The following is a 19,755-nucleotide window of genomic DNA, read 5'->3' as shown; positions in this document are numbered from 1 at the left end:
AGGGTTGGGATGATAAATATCATTCCTTTCGTGTTAAAGGGAATCTAACTTTGCTCTGTAATTGAAATTCTACCCTGCGGATTGTATCTTTGCATCGCAATTGAAAATGGATCTCTCGCTTAAAACAGTCAGTTTATCTCACCATAAAGCCCCGGTCGAAATCCGGGAGTTGATTTACATCCGTCCTGCGGCGATTCGGGATTTAATGCTTTCCCTGAAGGATATTTTCAATACATCTGAACTGCTCGTTTTGTCCACCTGCAACCGGACCGAAGTTTACTATGTATCCGAATCGGATCTTTCTTCCGGAATCATTGCCCGATTGCTGTGTGAAAAGGGTTTGTCTCAGGTGGATCAATACCTGCCTTATTTTGATATTCTGGATGGGGAGCAGGCGCTTCAGCACCTGTTTGAAGTGGCTATGGGTCTTCGTTCCGGTATCATCGGTGACATTCAGATTACCCATCAGGTGAAGGAGGCTTATTCTATTAGTCATGAGCTGAATCTGGCAGGGCCCGTTTTACATCGTTTGCTGCATACTATTTTTCACGCCGGCAAGCGGGTGCAGAGCGAAACCGGTTATCGGGATGGGGCTGCCTCTGTAAGCTATGCTGCAGTGGAAACAGCTGAAATATCTGTCGGAGATCCGGAATCTGCACGGGTACTGGTAGTAGGGCTCGGGGAAATGGGTGCTGATGTGGCGCGCAACCTGAGGTATTCTTCTTTCCGCCAGGTGCACCTGATGAATCGCACCATTGAAAAGGCTCACGAACTTTCTGCTGAAACAGGCTTTCCGGTTATTCCCTTCGATCAGTTGGAGTCGGTACTGTCTCAGTTTGATGTGGTATTCTCGGCCGTATCCGGAATGGATTGCCTGATTACGCGCCCATTACTCGAGCGGGATGAAAGGCATGCGCACCGATATTTCTTTGATCTTTCCGTCCCCCGTTCCATAGCGGCTGATGCCGAGGAAGTAGCCGGGGTCATTGTTTTTAATATTGATGAAATTCAGTCCCGGGCATCCGAGGTGCTGGAAAGAAGGCTTCAGTTTGTGCCTGCTGTGCAGCAGATAATCCGGGAAGAGATGGGTGGATTTAAGGACTGGTCGCGTGAACTCAGTATTTCACCTACCATTCACCTGCTGAAGGACGCTTTGGAAAATCTCCGCAAGGAGGAAATCTCCCGGTACCTGAAAAACCTGAATGAAAAGGAACTTGAAGCCGTGGAGGAAGTCACCCGAAGCCTGATGCAAAAGGTGATGAAACTTCCGGTGCTCAACCTGAAAGAGGCCTGCCGCCGGGGAGATGCCGATTCGCTCATCGAGGCTTTGCACACCATTTTCAACCTGGATAAGTCCCGGGTGAAAACGGAGAAGTAATTTCTATCCCCAAAATTCCATTCGTATTCTGACAGGGAAAAAGACTTATTCCCCGTCCCAGTTCATATACCGGGAAAAGGCGTTCTGAACCCAATGAGGCTGGGGATTCTCTTCCTGTGGAACTCTGCCCAAAACCCGTATACCGGTCAGACCCACAATAACCCGCTCGGATTCCGGATTGTGTTCTCCATTGAATACAATGCCCTTGATGGGGATATTCCGGCTGCGGAGTGCTTCTATGGAAAGCAGGGTGTGGTTGATGGAGCCCAGGTAAAACCGGGAAACCAATACCACTGGGATATTCCACTTCATCATCAGGTCTCGGTAGGTTTCCCTTTCGTTAATGGGCACCAGTACCCCTCCAGCTCCTTCCACCACGAGGGGGAGATTTCCCGGCTCGGGAAGTATGATATCCTGGATGCTGAGGTGAATACCTTCCTTCCGTGCTGCGGCATGCGGGGATTCCGGAGCCTGAAGGATTTTAAATTCAGGAAGAAAAAAATGTTCCAGTCTGCCGGTCAATCTTTTCACCGTTTCTGTATCGGTTTCAGGGTCTCTCCCTGCCTGAACGGGTTTCCAGTAAATGGCATTAAGGCCACAAGTCAAAATAGATGAAATAACAGTTTTGCCTACACCCGTTCCGATACCGGTAACGAAAATGCGTTCCTGCATAATCTGGAAAGAATTGGAGTAGGTGACTATTCTATGCGCACCAGTTGGAAATCCTTGCTTCCGGAGCTGGTGTTGTAGTAAAATAGGGCGTAAGCCGATTTGGGCTTGAGCTCTATGCCTGATTTGGAGAGCAGCACCGTAGTGGAATCCCGGCCCATCACGAATAAATCATACACCCGGTTGGCTTTGAGTTCGTAGAAAGGGGTTTGCTCGGCGAAGTTGCAGTTGTTCTGGAAAATAGAATCCACCCCAAATACGCAGGTGTCGCCGGAAACACGGGGCGAGCGAAATTTTATCATCAGATCCCGGGTCATATCGTAGGCATTGGCGTGATAAAAGCGAATGGCTGCGGTGGAATCGGTGAAAGAGTAGGTATCGGCAGTTTGACGCACAATGAAAGTCTGGGCACTGTCAATAATCCAGGCGGTTTGTTTTTTCTCTCCTTCCAGTTTGACCACCTGTTTTTTCATGAGCTCCACCCAGGTCTGATTCAGGTTGGCAGAAAGATACAGGAGACCGGTTCCGTTGGAGTCCACCTTCACGCCGGCTTCTATCAGGTTGGCATAGCCCTGGGAGGGCCATCCTCCGGGGAACTGAAGATTACGGGCTATGATGGCAGAGGAGTTATAGGTTTCGTATTTGATGTCGAGGGAAGGATTGTGATTGCCGGATCCGGGAGGATGAGGGTAAGAAGCGGCAGTATTAATGATTTTCAGGTATGCGCGTGTCTGCTCTTCAGGCGGGACGATGGGGTAGGTCCGGCGACCTTCCCGGCAGGCATAAAATATTCCGGACACAACGAGAAGAGACAGGAGAACTCCGAAAGTGACTTTGTTGAACATAATCGTGCGAATACGGACGGATTAAAGGGTGAATTTACGCAAATTCTGTCTTTTTTCCAAATCTCCCGGACAAATACGGGAACCATTTGCCCCTGTCCTGTATTTTTAGGCCATGGTTACTGTTGCCTTATTGCCCATAGGCGAGGAATTACTTTCCGGCGCCGTTACAGATACAAACTCCTCCTGGATTGCTGCCCGGCTGAAAAGTTGCGGATTTCAGGTACGGTACAAGCATACAACCGGAGATGTGTCAGCAGATATTTTGCAGAGTCTGGAAAGCCTGACAGCCCGCGCCAGTATTGTCATCATGACCGGAGGGCTGGGGCCTACCCGGGATGATGTGACCAAAAGAGTGTTGCTGCAGTGGAGTGGATCGGAATGGGTGCGGGATGAGGCTACCTATGCCCGCATTCGAAAGTATATGGAGGCCCGGGGTCGCACCGTAAATGAACTCAATGCCACCCAGGCAGATGTGCCATCCCGTGCCCGAGTCTTGCCCAATTATCAGGGAACTGCACCGGGCTTGTGGCTGGAAAAAGATGGAAAAATCGTGATTTCCCTGCCCGGTGTACCCTATGAAATGAAAGCCCTGATGGATCAGCAGGTTTTGCCCCTTTTACAGCAGCGTTTTGAGACGCCCGTAGTACTGGAAAAGATCCTGCACACCGGAGGCATTCCAGAGTCAGAGCTGGCGCTTCAATTGAAGTCATTTGAAGAGCAGTTGCCCGAAGGCATTCAGATAGCTTATTTACCTGAACCCGGTCTTGTGAAGGTGAAACTGACCCTTTCCTCACTCAGGGAAAACCAGGCAGTGGCAGAGCAATTCTTACAGGACCAGGCAGAGCGGGCAGCCCGGATTATCGGGCCGGAGGTATATGCACGGGATCAGGAAACCCTGGAGGAAGAGATTTTCCAATTGCTGAAGGCAGGGGGAAAAACAATTGCCTTTGCCGAGAGTTGTACAGGTGGTGCCATCAGCGCCCGTCTGGTGCAGGTGCCCGGTATTTCAGCCGTACTGAAGGGGAGCGTGGTGTCGTATTCCAATGAGGTCAAAATGGCGCTGCTGGGAGTTCTTCCCGCAACCCTGCAGGCGCATGGGGCAGTATCCAGAGAAACAGCCATGGAAATGGCAGCCGGAGTGCGGAAATTATGTGAGAGTGATTATGCTGTTTCGGTAACGGGAATTGCCGGTCCGGACGGGGGGAGTGAAACCAAACCCGTCGGAACGGTATGGATTGGGGTGGCATCAGAGGGGAAAACCGAGGCATTTCCTTTCCTTTTTGAGCAAAACCGGAGTCGGAACATCCAGCGGGCCACCCTGGCGGCTTTACTGCTGTTACGCAAAAAACACTTGGGCATCTTGGGGGATGCCGCTAATTAATGTAATTTTGGGCGTCATTCCGGAAATGACACATTAATCGCAGCAACCGAATACGAACATGGCAATTGTAGAAATGGTTATGCCCAAAATGGGCGAAAGTATCATGGAAGGCACCATCCTCAAGTGGAATAAGAAAGTTGGGGATGCAATCGATCAGGACGAGTCTGTACTCGAAATCGCTACCGACAAGGTAGATTCTGAAGTGCCAGCTCCGGTTGGTGGAAAAATCACTCAGTTACTGGCAGAAGAAGGTCAGACCGTAGCGGTTGGTACCGTAATCGCACTGATTGAAACTGCTGATGCCGCTGGCGGTGCTACTGTTGCTGCGCCTGCTCCTGCCGCTGTTGTGCCTTCCTCGAACGGGGCTGCGGTTCCTGCTGCGGTTCAGGCTGTCGAGCAGCAAGTGGCACAGGCCGTCGCTATTTTGGATAAGCCTGCATCCGGAAGATTTTATTCTCCCCTGGTATTGAATATAGCCCGGGAGGAAAAAATATCCATGGACGAACTGGACCGAGTACCGGGAACAGGATCTGAAGGCCGGGTAACCAAGAAAGATATTCTGGCATATATTCAAAGCAGAGGCGCTGCGCCTGCACCAGCTGCTATTCCAGTAGCCGCACCAGCATCGGCCTCCAAACCGGTATCTGCTCCGGCCTCCTCCAGTGGAGGTAACCTCATTGAAATCAAGCCTAAATCCTATAGTTTCTCCGGGGAAATGGAGATTGTGGAGATGGACCGTATGCGCAAGATTATTGCCGAGAATATGGTCTATTCCAAGCATGTTTCTCCTCATGTTACTTCCTTCGTAGAGGCGGATGTGACCAACCTCGTGCTCTGGCGGGAGCGTAACAAAAAAGAGTTTGAGAAGAAATACGGAGAAAAACTCACCTTCACCCCCATGATTATGGAGGCACTGGTGAAAGCCATCCGGGAATTGCCCAATATCAACATCTCTGTTGAGGGTACCAATATCCTCTACAAGAAAAATATCAATATCGGAATGGCAGTTGCCCTTCCCTCCGGAAATCTGATTGTACCGGTAATCAAAAATGCCGATCGCCTGAACCTGACGGGTCTGGCGGCAGCGGTGAACGATTTTGCCAACCGGGCACGGATTAACAAACTTAGTCCCGATGATTTGTCGGATGGCACTTATACGCTGACCAATGTGGGTACCTTTGGGAATGTGATGGGTACCCCGGTCATTTTACAGCCTCAGGTGGCCATTATGGCAGCCGGGGCCATCCGAAAAAAACCTGCGGTTATTGAAACTCCAGCGGGAGACACCATCGGTATCCGTCAGTTTATGTTCCTGTCTCACTCTTACGATCACCGGGTGGTAGATGGCATGCTGGGCGGAACCTTTGTTCGCAAAGTAGCCGATTACCTGGAGTCCTGGGATTTGAACCGGGAAGTATAATTATTGCGTAATCTGACAATCCATTTGTCCGGGATATTTTCGGATTATTCCCATCCTGGTAGTGGAATTGACGGGTTATTTTATTAACTTTGGCTTCACATCAATCATTTCAAACAACAATCATTATCATGAAAAAAGTTTTATCCTTCCTCACTCTTGCAGTTATGCTTGGGGTACGGGTAATGGCACAAACCAGCGGTGGTCCGGATACCTACGGCTATGTCTGGAGAAACAGCAATGACCCCAACGGCCCAGCGTACAATTGGGTTGAAATTGCCGGCTTGCCCAACACCGTTACTGTTACCGGCCTTGCCGATGACAATGTAGTGGGTCCTTTTGCAATTGGCTTTAATTTCCCTTACTACTGGCTGGACGCCACTCAGGTATGGATTGGTTCCAATGGCTATATTGGCTTTTCTTCCATCGCCAATATCGCTTCCACCTCCATCGGTTTCCCCGGTATTCCCACCGCTTTCCCCATTAATCAGAATCACTTCCTCGCTCCGATGATGTGTGACCTGAACTTTGCAGATTCAGTTGGCCAGGTAGCTCCCGGTAATCCCGGTCGTGTGTACCTGTACACCAGTGCTGCACAGGATAGCTTTGTCATCACTTACGAAAGTGTTCCTTTCTATTCCAATTCTGCTTACGCAGGAACCAATACCTTCCAGGTAATCCTGTCCAAAGCTGATTCCTCCATCACCTTCCAGTACAAAGCTCAGAATGGTGTATGGGATGATGGATACGATGGTGTAACCAATCCGTTGGTGGTAGGTATTGAGAATGTAACCGGACAAATTGGTCTTCAGGTTTCAAACAATACCTATCCTACTCCGAACACAGCTGTTAAATTCTACTATCCTGCCACAGTGACCTATCAGGTAACCGATGTTCAGGCTGATGCCAACTTCAATTCTGAAAATGGTGGAATTTTTGCTGCTCTGAATTCTCCCATGACCCCGATGACCATTGTGAAGAATGTGGGTAATCAGGCCATCTCCGGTACTGTACAGTGTACTACTTCTGTGTTTCCGGCCGGAAGCCTTACTCCGGTTACCGGCTCTACTCTGAACACTACCTATACAGCAGGTCTGGCAGTAGGTCAGGAAGTTCAGGTTTCTCAGTCCAGCACTTACACGCCCACTGCTACTGGTTCTTTCTTCCTCAGAGGTCAGCTTTCCCTTACGGGCGATGCCACCACTGGAAACAACCGTGCTGAAACCGAAATGAATGTTGTGGACCTTGCCCAGGCCAGCGTTAAGTTGTCCTACGACCGTTTTGTCGATACATTCGATCAGACCCTGCACAGCATTTCCGGTTTCGGAAGCGGTAATGGTATCGGTATTTATTTCGAGCCACCCCTTTACGGTTCTCAGATTGATTCCGTTGAAATGTTTGTGATCACTACCTCTGTACCCAGTGATTTCACCATCAACATGTACAAGAATGATGGCGCTCCCGGTGCTGGTACCAATTTGGGTACTGTAACCATTGCTGCTGCCAATCTTCCTGCCAACGCCGTTGTTCGGGTTCCTGTTCCGGTTACTCCTGCTATTCAGCTGAATGCCGGTGAAGGTGTTTATGTTTCTTTCGTTCAGGGTGGTGACTCTACCTACCTGGTTACGGACCTTCAGCCTCCCTTCTCTTACCGTTCTTATGAAGTTCTGTTTGGAAACTGGGCTTCTCATCGTAGCCGTTCCACTGAGGATCCTGTTATTCGTCTGATTACTTCCAGCTACCGCGTTTCTAATGATGCTCAGGTAAATGGCAATGTTTCGGGTCTGGGTCAGAACTATCCGAACCCCGCTGCCAACACTACCCGCATTGAGTTTGAACTGGCCACTGGCGGAAATGCTGAGTTCTCTGTTTCCAATATTCATGGCCAGGTTGTTGAAACCCGGTCTTTGGAAAGCCTGAATTCCGGTACTCATTCTTTGGATCTTGATTTGACTAACTACGCTTCCGGTATCTATTTCTACACATTGAAATCCGGAAATGGTAAAATGACGCGTAAAATGACTGTGGCTCACTAAGCCTGGTTGTTTCGTAAATCAAAAAGGCCACCTGCGAAGGTGGCCTTTTTGATTGGGGTGATTTTGTCCGGAGTTTCTCCGGAATTTTTGTCCGGAGCTTCTCCGGAATTTTTGTCCGGAGCCTCTCCGGAATTTTATTTGTTCAGATCTAGCAACCGGCTCCTTTTATCCGTCAGGATTATCTGGCCGGGCTCATAATTCAAGCGCCCCCCCTTTTGTACCATAATTCTGGCATCCTTTTCCAAAATTAAACTCGCTCCAGCCTCCAGCGTGAGCGAACACCTGTCCTGAATCCATAAGCGACTTCCGCCTTTTAATACCAGCCTGCTGCCTTTCTTTAACACCAGATGCCCACCCGGAAAGGTGTCCTGCATCCGTACAAAGGTTTCAGACGAACAAACAGTCAGCTGCTTCCCCTTTTCCAGAATCACACTGTCCCGAATTTCAATATTCCCCGACCACCGCACACTCTGACTAATCCCAAAACGATCCGACCGATACGACAGCGTAATCGTGCTATCCGTTTGACCCAGGACCTGAATTTCGATTCCATTTATGCGACTGACCAGGTCTCTTAACCGATTGCCATTGCTGGCAGTGGATGGGTTGGTGGCGATTCCAAACTTATTTCGCCCATATTCTGCCCGGAACCCATCGCCCCCATCCCCGAGATAATGAATAATCTCAGCTTCCCCGTCCGTATCGACCATAAACACCGGCACTCCGGAAAGATCCGTTCGGTCCAGCTTTCGGTTTCCGTCTTTGTCCAGATGCAATACATCCCGATCTCCATAGCCCAGGAGTGGATTTGCATTTTTTCGCGCCAGTTTCCAGTGCCGACCACAGCATCGGGTATCGGTTTGCTCCAACGCACTGTAATCATACCTGCCATCTGCCTCCTCCACATCCAGATGATGGGGTCCGGTTTTTCCTGTCTGATGCAGAATGAACAACGCCGGACCTCCCTTGTCCACCTGGTCAAATTTTCCCCGGTTGGCATGATATTCCAGCCAGAACCATTCCTCCTGGGTGTAGGGGAGCGCAATGCGAACTGCCGCCCCGGTGGTGACGAAATCTCCCAGCGTAATGACAGCCGACGGCAAACTATCCGGTTGAATGTCCAGGTTGGGATATGCCCAGCCCAGCCAGTATCTGTCCCAACTGTTCACGGCAATTGAACTGCTGCCACTCGCCGATGCCAGTCCCCATCCCCCATGTGTACCCAGGTCGGGGCCTCCCGTGCGGTCATTCGTGGCTGAGTAGTGATGCAGAGTCAGAAAGTGAGCCGTTTCATGTTTCAGGGTTTTCATGGTTTCGGCCGGGTCACCTGTACCCCCTCCATTTACAATCAATCCCGACATTAAACCACCCCCATGCACAAACAGGGAATCCCGAACCCACTCCACTCCTCCCTGCAATCCGGCTATGCCCCCTCCCGATCCCAGCCAGGCACACTTCGGGTCAATGGCCGGAGGCGTGGTTCGGAAAATAATTCCCATATGATCCACCATCCGGTCCGCTTTTTTCTGCCATTTCCCGGCCTCCCTTCCCCAATTGTCATACTTTTTCCAGTCCACCTTTCCGGAGGCATTCATTTTCCGGATGATTTCCTGAGTGGTTGCCGCATACCCTCCTTTGGTGTGATACCACTGAATAGCGGAATCCAGCACGATGATGTCGGGGTAAATATCTCCGTAAAAAATAAACCTACCGAGAGAGGCCTCCCGGAAATAATTGGAAATACTAAAATCCGGCATCTGGGCAGGATTGGCGGCCAACCAGTTTCGGGCATAATCCGGTGCTTTTTTTCGGGAAACGGGCCAGTCCGGAATCCCGGAATCAGGCTCCTCCCCATCCCGGAATCGGACAAACACATACAAGACCCGAAGGGTATCAAAGGCAGGTAAATTGTTTCCTTTGGAGGAATCCACTGGAGGAATTCTTCCCTGGTGAAATTGAAATGACGGGTTTTGCGCCAGCCCTTTTCCCGGGACAGCTACCTGAACCGCCCACAGGCAAAGCGACAAAAGCCAAAGTATCCGGTGTGCCGGAAGAAATGGATGCATGGTTTTGAAATTAAGCATTAAACGAATGAAACCCGAATTGGATGGTGTACTCCTCCCGCGTGGGGTATTTTGTAGTTTTGTCGGCACATGTGGATTTTTACCCCTTTTGCTCGTAATCCAGGCCTTTTCATTCGGTCATTTTTCCTCTTCCTCCTGATTCCGGGGGGGACTCAAACCCTCTCTGCCCAACGCGATACCCTTTGGGCAGTCCGGTTTCCCTACAGTAAAGGTTATCGCCAGACTTTCACCGGAATACGCATTCGCCCGATGGATACATCCTTTTATCCCGTGAAAATTCATTTTTACCAGGAAATTGTGGAGGATACTGTATATGGTAACAGCCGCTGGTTCCGGTTTAATACTTATTCTGAAGTGGGCCCCCTGCCTCAGAAAGGATACTATTATCAGGCTGTTTCCCAAAAGGGGGAGTATAAATGGTATTCTGGTCCGGAATGGAATTACCTGCTGATTCCCGCAATCCTGTACAAAGGACTTTGGTGGGAATCCCGTCAGGCGGGACAAAAATACCGGCATAGTGTGGTCAAGACCGATACGCTCATCAGTACGGAATTTGGTAGCCACCGATGTTTTGTGATTAAAAGCGAAGTTCGGAACGCCTATTTTGAGGGTAAAAAACACCGCATTTCTACCTGGGACTTTTACGATACCACTTTGGGGAAAGTAAAATCTGCCACCATTGTCTGGCAGGGTCGAAGGGGAAAGCAGGTTTTCCGGGAGGAAATGGAATTAACGGAATTGGGTATCGGGAAATAAACCCGAATAAGAGTCCTACAAGTCGGACAGTTTGAAAATGTCACCCGGCCCAAATGCACCTCTTTCATTCTGAATGACAGTGGAAAGTTCATTCACCGGATCGTGCTCATAGAAAATAACCAATCCTTCTGCCACTGCCTGGTGCAGGAACACTGCTCTTTCTTCCAAAGTCAGGAGGGGCCGCACATCATAACCCATCACATAGGGAAGGGGCAGGTGGCCGGTGGTTGGAAACAGGTCGGCTGCAAAAAGGATTTCCCTGCCTTTATAGGTAATCTGGGGTAATTGCTGGGCTTCTGTATGCCCGTTGACCACCCTCAATTTCAAAAAAGGAAACAACTGGGATTCGCCCTCCAGCAGGTTGAGTTGCCCGGAGGCTGTCAGCGGTTCGATATTGTCTTTCAGGAAAGATGCTTTTTCTCTTGGGTTGGGATTTTGGGCCCAGTGCAGGTGACTTTTTTGGACATGGTATCGGGCATTTCGGAAAACCGGTTCTGCCTTAACCCCCGGTTCTTTCCATTGGGTGGAACCCCCGCAATGATCAAAATGGAGATGCGTGAGCACCATGTCGGTAATGTCATCAGTGGAATACCCAAGGGTATTCAGGGATTTTTGAAGGGTGGTATCCTGGTCTATTGCATAATTGGAGGCAAATTTTGCATCGTATTTATTGCCGATTCCATTGTCAATGAGTATCAGGTGCTGGTCGGCTTCAATCAGCAGGCAGCGGGCGGCCATATCAATCCGGTTGTTTTCGTCGGCCGGATTGGTTTTGTTCCAGAGGAGTTTGGGCACCACGCCAAACATGGCGCCTCCGTCCAGTTTGAATCTGCCTGTTTCGATGCTGTGAAGTTTCATACTGCAATGTTACAAAAAGGGGGCACACGAGGCAATTGCGTGGGCTACCAGTCCGGAGCGTCTCCGGACAATTAATTACCGGGTAGCATTAACGCCCGGTTTTTTCGGGTCTCCTCTGCCGCCTGTGCATCTCCTCTTTCCTCGTGCAGGCGGATGGCACTTGAAAAATCCTGTCTCGCCCCGGCGGTATCGCCCAGTGCTACTCTGGACAGTGCCCGGTTGTTGAAGGCCTGCGCATTCCGTGCATCCAGTTCAATAGCCCGGGTAAATGCAGTATTGGCCTTCTCGGGCTGGCGGGTCATTCCGTAAATATTCCCCAGATTGGTCCAGGCTTCGGCATAATCAGGTTTGAGCCGCACCGCCTCCCGGTAATCTGCTTCGGCCTCCTCCAGTTTGCCCATTGTGGCATAGGAGTTTCCCCGGTTGTACCAGGCCAGGTAAAAATCAGGTTTCAGCTGCAGGCTTGCTGTGAAATCCCGCACCGCTGCTTCGGCATTTCCCATGGCTGCCAGGGAGGTTCCCCGGTTATACAGAGCCTCCTGGTACTGAGGATACATTTTCAGGGCCTGATCAAAATCGGTTAAAGCCTCCGCATACCGCTTCTGATCGTGCAGGGTAATGGCCCGGTTGTTATAGGCCACAAAATACCCGGTAGGGTACACGGAAATCATATTATTCCACAGGGTCAGACTGTCCTTCCAGACCGGTATGCGTGTGGCGGTGGCATAAGCAAAACCTCCGGCCAGCACCAGTCCGGCAAGGGTAATCGTTTGGGCTGATCTCCATTTTTCCGGAATCAGAAACACCCCAAAAACCACCAGCCCGGTCAAGGCCAGGTACATATATCGGTCGGCATACAGCGCTTCTCCTACAGGCAGCAGTTGCAGTACCGGAGCCAGGGAAATGAGGAAAAACAACAAGCCCCACCAGGCAGGAGCAGGCAGGTTTTTTCTCCGGATCCAAACCAGCAATAATCCAGCAAGGGTTAGCCCGGCACCCAGCCACAGTAACCAGTCTGACGGGGGAGGGTAGGGGTAAAAGCAGGAAAGCCGGATGGGTAAAATGGTTTTGCCCGTATAGGCAGCCAGGGCAAAGAGGGCATAGACCGGCCGGAGGAAAAGGGCGGCCTGATCCATTCCTTTAATGGAATCGGAGGACTGCTGGGCAAGAATCGCCACGACACCAACTCCGAGCGAGAGGAGAAAAATGATTCCCGGAACCACCCATTCTTTTCGGTCACTTATTTTTCCCCATAACCAGATGTTCAGAATCATCAGGGGGCCAAGGGTTACGGCCATTCCTTTGGATAAGGCGGAAAGCAGGAAAAGGGGCACAACCAAACCAGCATACAGGTTGATGGATATCCGTTTATTCAGCCACAGGCTCTGCACCCATAGGGCGGACAGGAAGAAAAAGCTGTACAGCACATCTTTACGCTCACTCACCCAGGCCACACTTTCCACTTTCAGGGGGTGAAGGGCAAACAGGGCAGCGAAAAGAAACGCAAAAGGCCTGATTCCGCCCGGAGCCTGCCGGAGAAAAAGGAACATCATCAGGGAATTCAGTATATGCAGCACCAGACTGGTGAGATGCCAGGAATAGACCCGGTCTTTTCCCCACAATGAATCGGCATGCAGGCTCAGGGTAGTCAGGGGGTGGTAGTTCCCCATGACAAATTCAGAAAAATGCGCTTTGGCCGAAGGAAAGGGGAGAGAAAGCAATTCGTTTTTGGTAAGGTAGCCGTCATCGTCCCAGTTGGTGAGTCCGTTCTTCAGTGCGCCCTGCCAGGTGAAAAAAGTAATGGCAGCGAGCAGGAGCATTTGAAACCAGGTGTGTTGCCAGATGGAGTATGGTGCATTCCGGGTGGTGGCTGTAGCAGGATTCCGGTCAGAAGCTTTTTTCATCGGGAGTGAAAATTACGAAGAAAAGGTGTGATGCACGACCGGGTGCGCTTTGGCATAAATACACTCTGTGTTATATATGAAAGCATTTCTGGGAAATTTAGCCTATGTTTGCATAGACAAACTGAGAATGCGAATTCATCTGATTGCCATAGGGGGAAGTGCCATGCATAATCTGGCGCTTGCATTGCATCAAATGGGCCACCAGGTGACCGGCTCGGATGATGAGATATTCGAGCCTTCCCGGAGTCGTCTGGAAAAGGCTGGTATTCTTCCGGCATCCTTTGGGTGGTTTCCGGAAAAAATTACCCCGGATATTGACATCGTTATTGTGGGGATGCATGCCCGGGAGGATAATCCGGAATTACTTCGGACTGCCGAGTTGAAAATAAAGGCTGTCTCCTACCCACAGTTTATATACGAGCATTCGGTAAATAAACACCGGATTGTGATTTGTGGCAGTCATGGCAAAACAACCATTACCTCCATGATTATGCATGCCATGCGGGCTGCCGGGCGCAAATTCGATTATCTTGTAGGGGCTCAGGTGGAAGGTTTTGATACCATGGTGCGTCTTTCCGAAGATGCCCCCACCATTATTGTGGAAGGGGATGAATATCTGGCTGCGCCCATTCAGAAGGTGCCGAAATTCCTGGTCTATCAGCCACATCTGGTGGTGCTGAGCGGAATCGCCTGGGATCATATTAATGTATTTCCCACAGAGGCTCAGTATGTAGATCAGTTTGCCTTGTTGTTGCGCAATCTGGATAAAGCGGGAATGGTGATTTACAACGAGGAAGATCCTGCCGTGCGGAATCTGGTCCGCCGCAATACCCGGCCCGAGTTACATTACCTGTATCCCTACACTACGCCACCCATGCGGAAAAAAGGCCTGGCATACGAGGTGAAAATCGAGGGCCACAAGGCAAACCTTCCCCTGATTGGGCGACATAACTACTCCAATCTCTCTGCAGCCTGGCAGGTGATGAAACTCCTGGCCATGGATGCTCCTTCTTTTTTACACCACATGGCCAATTTCCGTGGGGCCGCTTACCGCCTGCAAAAGGTGTATGAAGATGAAAATACAGTGGTGATCAAGGACTTTGCCCACTCTCCGAGTAAGGTGAAAGCCTCGGTTGCTGCAGTGGCGGAGTTTTACGACAAGAAAAATGTGATTGCCTGCCTGGAGTTGCATACTTTCAGCAGTCTGAACAAGGAATTCCTGCGCCAGTATCGCAAAACCCTGAAGCTGATTCGGAAAAAAATCGTTTTTGTGAACGAGCATACCCTCAAAATGAAAAACATGCTGCCCATTACCCGGGAAGAAATTATTCAGGCTTTTGAGGACAAGGACATTCAGTTTGTGACCACAAAAGAGGAGTTAATCAAGACCCTGGGCGTGCTCAAAGGCATACGGAATGTGTTTTTGATGATGTCATCGGGTAATTTTGGGAATCTGGATCTGATGCAGATTGGACAAAAAAACGGGGGGAAATCAAAATCCTGATATTTTTCTTGGCAGATTTACGGGAAAGTATTACTTTTGCGTTCCTGATTTAACTATTCTGAGAAATGGCAAAGAGTAAAGGCAATCGCATCCAGGTGATTCTCGAGTGTACCGAGCATAAAGAGTCCGGCCAGCCCGGCACTTCCCGTTATATCACCACAAAAAACAGAAAAAACACTCCGGAAAGGATTGAATTGAAAAAATACAATCCTATCCTGAGAAAAGTAACGGTTCATAAAGAAATTAAATAATAACAGACCATGGCAAAGAAAGTAGTTGCAACCCTGAAAGATAAATCCAAGCAGGCCGCTTTGACCAAAGTGATTCGCGCCATCAAGAATGATAAATCCGGTGCGTATTCCTTCAAGGAAGACATCGTTCCCTCTGATCAGGTGGCGGATTTGATTGCTGGTAAACTGGATCGTTAATCGTCCTTTTTCCGAAGATTGATATTGAAAAGCTGTCCTTAATGGGCAGCTTTTTTTGTTTTGTATAGAATTGGGATGCCTTTGGGTGTCGCATGAGTTTTAGGGGAGATTCTTTCATAGTGAAGGGATTTTTTACCCAATTGTTTCCCTTAGTTCTGGCATTCGAAGCGTGATTGGATTTTCCTTTATTGTGTTTTCCAGTCAATAATATTCGGATACCAAAAGACAAAATTGAAGCAAAATGAGTCGATTTGGCTCAGGTAACAGAAGGAGAAAATGTCTGACTTTTTATGGGCCATTTTGGGTAAAAAAACGGTGGGGTATTTTACTGAATGATGGGGTTCAGAATGCAGACCCGTGGTGTGCCAGAATAAGTTAGGAAACAATTTCAATCAGCAGAACTGGCAAAATCCATGAAAATCTGAGTGGATGTTTACTTTTTTTTAAAGTTTTTTCCGAAAAAATATAGAATAAATTCGAGGGGGAAATCGAGGGGTAGTGGTTAAACAAATAGGGTTAATTTTAATTTGAAATATGAATAATATCCTTTTTTATTTGATAATATGTTATTAATCAATTAAATATACAATTTTTAACGAAAAAGACCAGGTTGCTCAATTGGAAGAAGAAGGGTGCATTTTATGGTAAATTACACTATTTGAATTATTTATACGCCTTCCAGAGCCTGTAGAATTAATCCTTGTGTGGAAAACAAACTGAGTGATTTTGTAGTTTTGTAGAGTAAATCAAAACGAAAGAGGGAAAAATCCCTTGCACAGACTTACGAAATAAGCGCTTAGAATGTGCTTAGCCTTTTTTGGATGTTTTATTTGAGATTGGGCCAAATCATTGGTTTCAGTTTGTGTAAGGATTTATGCCTTTGGGTCAAAATGAAAATGATTGTAATGAAAATTCAGTACGGTTATAGAATGAAACTCAACTCAGTTACTCCCAAGGTTATGAAACAGTATAACTCAACTTTATCTCTCCAACCAATGGTAGCTAACTACCAAAGGATAATTGCCAGATTCAATATTCACAGGTTCTTTCAAGCCGCATTCATTTTTTTGCTGCTGCTGGCTAGCAATTACAGTTATGGACAGGTGTACCTTAATCTGAACGGTGTGGATTTTGAATTTCGTACAGCTAATCGCACCTTGGTTGTTGACAATGGAAGTTCAGGAAGGTCACCCGGATCTGTTTTCCGATACAATAATGTGTTCTCACAGGGTGGAACCACTGTTCATGCGTTATTGAGGATTGATTCCATGGTGAACACGGCCGCATCCGGTCTGGTGGTGGATGAGGATGTTCAGAATGGATATCCTGAGCGATTTAATCCAATCATCGGGAACAATAATAATTCCGGAGGGTATGTTCGCTTTACATTCTCCTTCTGGGATCAGAATAACGACAGTGTTTACGCCATGAATTTTTATATCACCGGCGTGGATATTGATGGCAATAGTAGCTCAAAGAGGGAGTATTGGACTCTGAATAATTTCTCAACTTACTCTGTAGATAATGGCACTCAGTTGGTGGTTACAAACAATTGGAGGGGGCAAAACGGATTTACCCAGTTCTTGGGTAGAACGAGCTCGCTTAACGGGATCACCTTTGATAATACCGCTTCATTTATTGCGGAATACATTTCTTCTGTTCATAGCTTTTCCGTTTATGCTGGTACCACCTATAATAGCGAAGGAGAGAATGATGATCGTTTTTTCTCGCTTCAGGTAGGTACAGAGGGGGGGATCTTTGTCAGCCCGGTGATTCCTCCCATCAATAATGTGATAGAGGCTTCACAGTCCATTGTTTCTGGGACTGCTCCTCAGCTGTTTGATAGTCCTGCCCCTCAGGGGGGCTATGGAACCTTTACCATTCAATGGCAGGTGAGTACCGATGGAGGAACTGGCTGGTCCAATATTTCCGGTGCCACCAATGAAGACTACCAGGAAGGAACCTTAACGGCCACAAGATACTACAGAAGGCGGGTTACTTCAGGTAACCTTCCGACGAGCACTTCAAATACTATTTCCGTTTTTCCGGTTGTGATTCCCAATGTGGCCACCAATACAGGTCCGGTTTGTCAGGGGGCAAGCTTTCAGCTAAGTACAGAAAGTTTATCGGGTGCCAGTTTCTTTTGGAATGGGCCCAATGGGTACACCAGTTCCAGTCGGAACCCAACCCGTTCATCCTCCACACCCGCTATGTCCGGTGTGTATACCCTTTCTGTAACACTCAATGGCGCAACCAAAATTGTGACAACAAATGTTACAGTTTATGGAAACATAGGCAATAACACAATTGCTTCGGCTCAGACCATTCCCTCTGGTGATAGTCCTTCCCTTTTTGTTGGATCAACCCCCTCTGGTGGTGATGGTAATTATACCTACTCATGGCAACGAAGTACCAATACAGGTGCCACCTGGACCAATATTTCTGGCGCCAATTCAAGGGATTTTCAGAATGGTGCTGTTACCACTACTACCTATTTTCGCCGGGTGGTTAGTTCAACTACTTGTACTGCCAGTACCTCTGCTAATATTCATGTAAACCCTGTCAGCATTCCGAACACTGCTTCTAACACAAGTCCTGTTTGTCAGGGTACCGATTTTCAACTCTCAACTGAAACCTTGTCGAGTGCGACCTTTTTATGGCAGGGTCCCGGCGGGTTTACCAGTTCGACCAGAAATCCCACCCGTTCATCCACGACCCCTGCAATGTCCGGGGTATATACGCTCACGATTACCCGATTTGGGGCCACCAAAGTATTAACCACCACCGTCACCGTTTACGGAACTATTGGCAACAATACGATAGGATCCTCCCAGTCCATTTTGTCCGGCAATACGCCGTCGCAATTTACAGGCGCTACTCCAAGCGGTGGGGATGGTAGTTATACTTATTCCTGGCAGCAAAGCACGAATGCTGGTTCCACCTGGACGGTTGTATCCGGAGCTACGGCCATCAACTATCAGGCAGGGGCCATCTCCGCCACTACCTATTTCCGTCGGGTGGTGAGTTCGGCTTCCTGTACAGCAAGTACATCTTCCAATATCTCAGTATTACCTGTAGTTATTCCTAATACAGCCTCCAACAATGGTCCAGTCTGCCAAGGAAATACCTTGCAGTTGAGTACCCAGAATCTCTCAGGAGCAACTTTCTTATGGCAAGGTCCCGGAGGGTACACCAGTTCAACTCAGAGCCCAACGAGAAGTTCCGTTACTCCTTCCATGGCCGGCGTATATTCCTTAAGTGTTACTTTGAATGCGGTAACCATCACGACGACCACCACGGTTACAATTCAGGGCGCGATTGGCAACAATACGATAGGAAACTCTCAGTCTATATTATCCGGCAATACGCCTGCTCAATTTACAGGCGCTACGCCAAGCGGTGGGAATGGTAGTTATACTTATTCCTGGCAGCAGAGTACCAATGCCGGTTCCACCTGGACGGTTGTATCCGGAGCTACGGCCATCAACTATCAGGCAGGGGCCATCTCCGCCACTACCTATTTCCGTCGGGTGGTGAGTTCGGCTTCCTGTACAGCAAGTACATCTTCCAATATCTCAGTATTACCTGTAGTTATTCCTAATACAGCCTCCAACAATGGTCCAGTCTGCCAAGGAAATACCTTGCAGTTGAGTACCCAGAATCTCTCAGGAGCAACTTTCTTATGGCAAGGTCCCGGAGGGTACACCAGTTCAACTCAGAGCCCAACGAGAAGTTCCGTTACTCCTTCCATGGCCGGCGTATATTCCTTAAGTGTTACTTTGAATGCGGTAACCATCACGACGACCACCACGGTTACAATTCAGGGCGCGATTGGCAACAATACCATAGGATCCTCCCAGTCCATATTATCTGGGGGCACTCCTGCTCAATTTACAGGTGCTACTCCGAGCGGTGGGAATGGTAGTTATTCCTATTCCTGGCAGCAAAGCACGAATGCTGGTTCCACCTGGACGGTTGTATCCGGAGCAACGGCCACCAACTATCAGGCAGGGACCATCTCCGCAACTACTTATTTCCGTCGGGTGGTGAGTTCGGCTTCCTGTACTGCCAGCACCTCTGGTAATATTTCCGTATTGTCTTTGGCTTACACCATCACGGCCAGCAACAACGGTCCGATTTACGAAGGCCAGACGCTGAACCTGTCCGCCAATCCGAGCAATCCGGGTGGTACTTACAGCTGGGTTGGCCCGAATGGCTATACTGGTACAGGTCAGTATCCGACCATTCCGAATGCTACTTTGGCTGCCGGAGGTGTTTATACTGTAACTCAGTCTATTGACAACATCACGATTTCTGCCACTACTACTCCGGTTGTACTGCAGGTACTGGGTCCGAATGTGATTACGAGCAGCCAGACCATCCTGAGCGGCACTACTCCTGCCGGGTTCACTGGAACAGTGATGACTGGGGGAACAGGCTCTTATACTTATCAGTGGGAGCGCAGTACGAATGGAGGTTCCACCTGGACAACGGT

14 protein-coding genes are annotated in these 19,755 nt (G+C 48.9%); 9 read left to right on the top strand and 5 right to left on the bottom strand.

Annotated elements, in window-relative coordinates; translation table 11 throughout:
• The first annotated feature begins 61 nt into the window (after positions 1–61).
• A complete protein-coding gene (hemA, locus tag LC115_05020) occupies positions 62–1,378 on the top strand; it encodes a glutamyl-tRNA reductase (protein ID MCZ2356043.1) in 1,317 nt (438 codons plus the stop codon).
• Positions 1,379–1,423: 45 nt separating this feature from the next.
• Here the strand turns inward: hemA and bioD are convergent, their stop codons facing one another.
• Together bioD and LC115_05010 are read right to left on the bottom strand one after the other, a co-directional pair.
• Complete coding sequence (bioD, locus tag LC115_05015; GenBank protein MCZ2356042.1) at positions 1,424–2,050, bottom strand: dethiobiotin synthase; 627 nt, start codon at positions 2,048–2,050, stop codon at positions 1,424–1,426.
• Between the two features lie 26 nt (positions 2,051–2,076).
• Positions 2,077–2,892 (bottom strand): hypothetical protein, encoded by an 816-nt coding sequence (locus LC115_05010; GenBank protein MCZ2356041.1) that lies wholly within the window; start codon positions 2,890–2,892, stop codon positions 2,077–2,079.
• Positions 2,893–3,004: 112 nt separating this feature from the next.
• On the opposite strand from LC115_05010, the gene LC115_05005 reads away from it, so the two are divergent.
• The 3 genes from LC115_05005 to LC115_04995 all read left to right on the top strand — a co-directional run bounded on the left by LC115_05005 (position 3,005) and on the right by LC115_04995 (position 7,726).
• Complete coding sequence (locus LC115_05005) at positions 3,005–4,273, top strand: competence/damage-inducible protein A (GenBank protein MCZ2356040.1); 1,269 nt, start codon at positions 3,005–3,007, stop codon at positions 4,271–4,273.
• Positions 4,274–4,331: 58 nt separating this feature from the next.
• The gene (locus tag LC115_05000) at positions 4,332–5,693 is read left to right on the top strand and encodes a 2-oxo acid dehydrogenase subunit E2 (GenBank protein ID MCZ2356039.1); all 1,362 of its coding nucleotides are present in this window, start codon (positions 4,332–4,334) and stop codon (positions 5,691–5,693) included.
• Positions 5,694–5,821: 128 nt separating this feature from the next.
• Complete coding sequence (locus tag LC115_04995; protein MCZ2356038.1) at positions 5,822–7,726, top strand: T9SS type A sorting domain-containing protein; 1,905 nt, start codon at positions 5,822–5,824, stop codon at positions 7,724–7,726.
• Between the two features lie 134 nt (positions 7,727–7,860).
• Here LC115_04995 and LC115_04990 read toward each other — a convergent pair whose 3' ends face one another.
• Positions 7,861–9,810: a hypothetical protein gene (locus LC115_04990; GenBank protein ID MCZ2356037.1), complete on the bottom strand. Its 1,950-nt coding sequence runs from the start codon at positions 9,808–9,810 to the stop codon at positions 7,861–7,863.
• 297 nt (positions 9,811–10,107) lie between these two features.
• Between LC115_04990 and LC115_04985 the strand changes: the two genes are divergently transcribed.
• On the top strand, positions 10,108–10,566 hold the full coding sequence (locus tag LC115_04985) for a hypothetical protein (GenBank protein ID MCZ2356036.1): 459 nt from the start codon (positions 10,108–10,110) through the stop codon (positions 10,564–10,566).
• A 15-nt stretch (positions 10,567–10,581) separates the two neighbouring features.
• Here LC115_04985 and LC115_04980 read toward each other — a convergent pair whose 3' ends face one another.
• Complete coding sequence (locus LC115_04980) at positions 10,582–11,424, bottom strand: MBL fold metallo-hydrolase (GenBank protein ID MCZ2356035.1); 843 nt, start codon at positions 11,422–11,424, stop codon at positions 10,582–10,584.
• A gap of 71 nt (positions 11,425–11,495) precedes the next feature.
• On the bottom strand, positions 11,496–13,328 hold the full coding sequence (locus tag LC115_04975; GenBank protein ID MCZ2356034.1) for a tetratricopeptide repeat protein: 1,833 nt from the start codon (positions 13,326–13,328) through the stop codon (positions 11,496–11,498).
• A gap of 76 nt (positions 13,329–13,404) precedes the next feature.
• On the opposite strand from LC115_04975, the gene LC115_04970 reads away from it, so the two are divergent.
• From LC115_04970 to LC115_04955, 4 genes are all read left to right on the top strand, one after another.
• Positions 13,405–14,832, top strand: coding sequence for a Mur ligase domain-containing protein (locus tag LC115_04970; protein MCZ2356033.1), 1,428 nt, complete (start codon positions 13,405–13,407; stop codon positions 14,830–14,832).
• Between the two features lie 65 nt (positions 14,833–14,897).
• Complete coding sequence (gene rpmG / locus LC115_04965) at positions 14,898–15,083, top strand: 50S ribosomal protein L33 (protein MCZ2356032.1); 186 nt, start codon at positions 14,898–14,900, stop codon at positions 15,081–15,083.
• A 9-nt stretch (positions 15,084–15,092) separates the two neighbouring features.
• Entirely contained in the window at positions 15,093–15,260 is a 168-nt protein-coding gene (locus LC115_04960) for a DUF4295 domain-containing protein (protein ID MCZ2356031.1), read from the top strand.
• A gap of 3,020 nt (positions 15,261–18,280) precedes the next feature.
• The coding region (locus LC115_04955) for a hypothetical protein (GenBank protein ID MCZ2356030.1) at positions 18,281–19,755 on the top strand (1,475 nt) is incomplete at its 3' end.

It is taken from the genome of Bacteroidia bacterium (genome assembly GCA_026932145.1).
In the GTDB taxonomy this organism is placed as follows: domain Bacteria; phylum Bacteroidota; class Bacteroidia; order J057; family JAIXKT01; genus JAIXKT01.
The sequence above is the reverse complement of the archived record's forward strand: the minus strand, read 5'-3'. Positions and strand labels throughout refer to the sequence as shown.